At 50.0% G+C, this 2,898-nt stretch carries 3 protein-coding genes; 1 reads left to right on the top strand and 2 read right to left on the bottom strand.

Annotation, left to right across the window (positions count from 1 at the left end; translation table 11 throughout):
• The coding region (locus B3W37_RS09555) for a glycoside hydrolase family 130 protein (protein ID WP_483175558.1) at nt 1-1,329 on the top strand (1,329 nt) is incomplete at its 5' end.
• A gap of 65 nt (nt 1,330-1,394) precedes the next feature.
• On the opposite strand, the gene B3W37_RS09560 is transcribed toward B3W37_RS09555, so the two are convergent.
• Both B3W37_RS09560 and B3W37_RS09565 read right to left on the bottom strand, forming a co-directional pair.
• Nucleotides 1,395-2,423 (bottom strand): hypothetical protein, encoded by a 1,029-nt coding sequence (locus B3W37_RS09560; protein ID WP_483175559.1) that lies wholly within the window; start codon nt 2,421-2,423, stop codon nt 1,395-1,397.
• Nucleotides 2,413-2,898 (bottom strand): glycosyltransferase (locus B3W37_RS09565; RefSeq protein ID WP_483175561.1); only part of this gene is annotated, 486 nt, incomplete at its 5' end. The genes B3W37_RS09560 and B3W37_RS09565, both read right to left, overlap by 11 nt.

Here is a 2,898-nt window from a genome sequence, read left to right on the forward strand (position 1 = left end):
AAAGCCCTGGCAGTTAAATTAGAAGAGACTGACCGGCCTGACTATGCCCGCTTATTTCACCTCATGGCTGAAGGGTACGGCCTATCGCAGGTTCTGGAAGAAGGAACTTTTCTTACCTGTACCGCTTGGAGCTGGGCCAGCTATAGTTTTAAAGGCGGGCTAAAGATTCCGGGTACCTGGACTACTACCGTGGAGAACCGCTGGTTTAATCATGATTTCCTGGAAACCCTTTATTCGGAATTAGGGTATGACCCCGAAAACATCATGCAAATTGTTTACCGCATGATTCAGGCCGGAAAGAGCAATCAAAATCTCCTCGATACGCTCTTGCCCACCAGACCCAAAGATGTCACTGTGGTAGTACAGGAGACTACCAACCAGCCCAGTAAAAACCTGGTCCGGCATCCTGCCAATCCGCTCCTGGAGCCCATTGAGGAAAACCCCTGGGAGGCCAAATATGTGTTGAATACCGGGGCTCTGCGCTTCGGGGATAAAGTGTATTTGTTTTATCGCGGGGTTGGTTTAGACGGCATTTCTCACATCGGTTTGGCCATTACCGATGGATATAATGTATTGGAGCGTTTGCCCGAGCCGATTTTCTCGCCTTCTACCCCGGAAGAGCGCATGGGATGCGAGGATCCCAGGTTGGTGGTAGTCGAGAACAAAATCATCATGCTCTATACCGCCTATGACGGTAATTTAGCTCAGATAGCAGCGGCCTCGATAACCCTGGATGATTTCCTGGCTGGCAACTACCGGGCCTGGAATCGAGAGGGGCTGGCCTTTAAAAATATCTGGGATAAAGATGCCATTTTGTTCCCCGAAAAGATCGGCGGTAAATATATCGTATATCATCGCATCGAACCCAGCATCTGGGTCACCTACACCAAAGAGATACGCTTCCCGCTGAAGGAAAAACATGCTATCATCCTGGGGCCGCGGCCGGGCAGGATGTGGGATTCCCTGAAGATTGGAGCAGGAGCCCAACCGCTAAAGACCAGGCACGGCTGGCTGCTTATTTATCACGGGGTTGACTACAATTATGTGTACAGTCTGGGGGTTTTGCTGGTCGATCTGAATGACCCTCAAAGGGTGATCTACCGCTCACCCAACCCGATATTACAGCCTGAGGAAGATTATGAGATCGGTTTGAGCGGGGCCTGGGTGCCGAATGTGGTGTTTACCTGCGGCGCAGTAAGCGATTCGGAAAAGGATATACTGGATGATGATGACTTGGTCATGGTCTATTACGGTGCTGCGGACACCAGCATCGGGGTGGCCACCGCTACGGTGGCTGATTTAATTCCGGAGGATTATCGCAGCAAATAAGGGGCATAATTGAGCCCAAAAGAAAAACGCGCCTGAGCAAAAAATTACCCGGGCGCGTTTTATTTTTAGGAAAGGTTGGCCAGGATGGCTTGATTGCCGTTGTATTTCTGTTCCATTCTGCCCAGTAAGAGCATGGTGCTCAAGAGCAATGAGAGCACGGCTTCAGCCCCCTGGTTCTGATTTACCCCACTGGCCGTAAGGGCGTCGAAACATCCTCCGGTTTGGTTGTCGTAGAGTGCCATCTTCTGAACATTATCACCCATATACCATTTATACCCTTGGTAAGCCAGATCGCGGTAATCACGACTGCCAGTAGCATGATAGGCTTCATAGCAGGCAAATATAATCGAAGCGGCATCAACTGGCTGTTGATCATAGACCGGGATTTTGCCTTCACGGTGATACCAGCCGGCATTGCCGATGATATCCAGCCGGCCGTTGCGGAACAGAATGCCGTTGAGGAAATTCATACTCTCATATGCGACCTTGTGGATTCTTCTATTATTGCTGAGCTCACAGGCCGCGAATAAGGCCTGGGGTATTATGCCGTTACAATAGGTCAGATAATCTTCAAACCAGTACCAGCCGCGGCCGTGGTGCTGGTTGTATAAGGCTAATAAACGGGACGTAAGCTCTGTAAACAAATGTTGATCGTAATGTTCAGTACCGGGGTCTTTACACATGGCTAACAGGGCGTAAGCCGTGCCGCGCGGGGATCGGAACTCTAAAGCTTTGCTCAGATTGGAACTAAACATTTGTTCACAGAGAGCGGCCAATTCCGGATCAGGGCTGTACATACCCAGGCTGCAGGCCAGCAAAGCCCTGCCGATACTGTCTTCGGAGTTGAATTGCGGCAAAAAGCGGCCGTTGTTAAAGAGATTTGCCCAACTCCCATCAGGCCGTTGTGCCGTATACATAAAGCGGGCGTATTTAAGGGCAAGCTCCAACCCATCCTCAAGATATAAGGCCGCTATTAAGGCCCGGGCGTTATCATCCAGGGTATAGCCGCTCCTGAAGTTAGGGTGAGACAGTTCGGAAAATTGCAGCATGCCTACATCGTCGGTCATTTTCCGCAGATGCCGATCATCTAGCATAACTGACGCTACCCCCATCTTGGCTGGTGGCCGGTTCAGGGCGCAATATACTATGGGCCAGATTTATATATTGCTTGCCAATGTTAGACCAGGTCCAGCTTTTTCCCAAACGCCCGGCTTTATCTTGCAGGCGCATTTTTAAGGTGCGATCTGAAAGAACCTTCTTTAATAATCGGGCCAGTTCCTCAGGATTGGTCCCCTTGGACAACATGCCGATGCCGTTGGCCAGCATTTCACGGGCATATGCATAGGGAGTGGAGACTATGGCACGGCCGCATCCCAGAGCGAAGGCCATAGTCCCGCTGACCGCCTGGTCGCGGTTGGGATATGGACTCAAATACACATCGGTGAGGTAAAGATATTGCCCCAGTTCTTCGTCATTCAAAAATTTATTTACAAATATCACTTTATCATCTAAATTAAGTTCTCCAACCAGGTTTTCCAGCATGTTGCGGTATTTTTCGCCTTCATTTTT

This window comes from Syntrophomonas sp. UBA5494 (assembly GCF_002426325.1).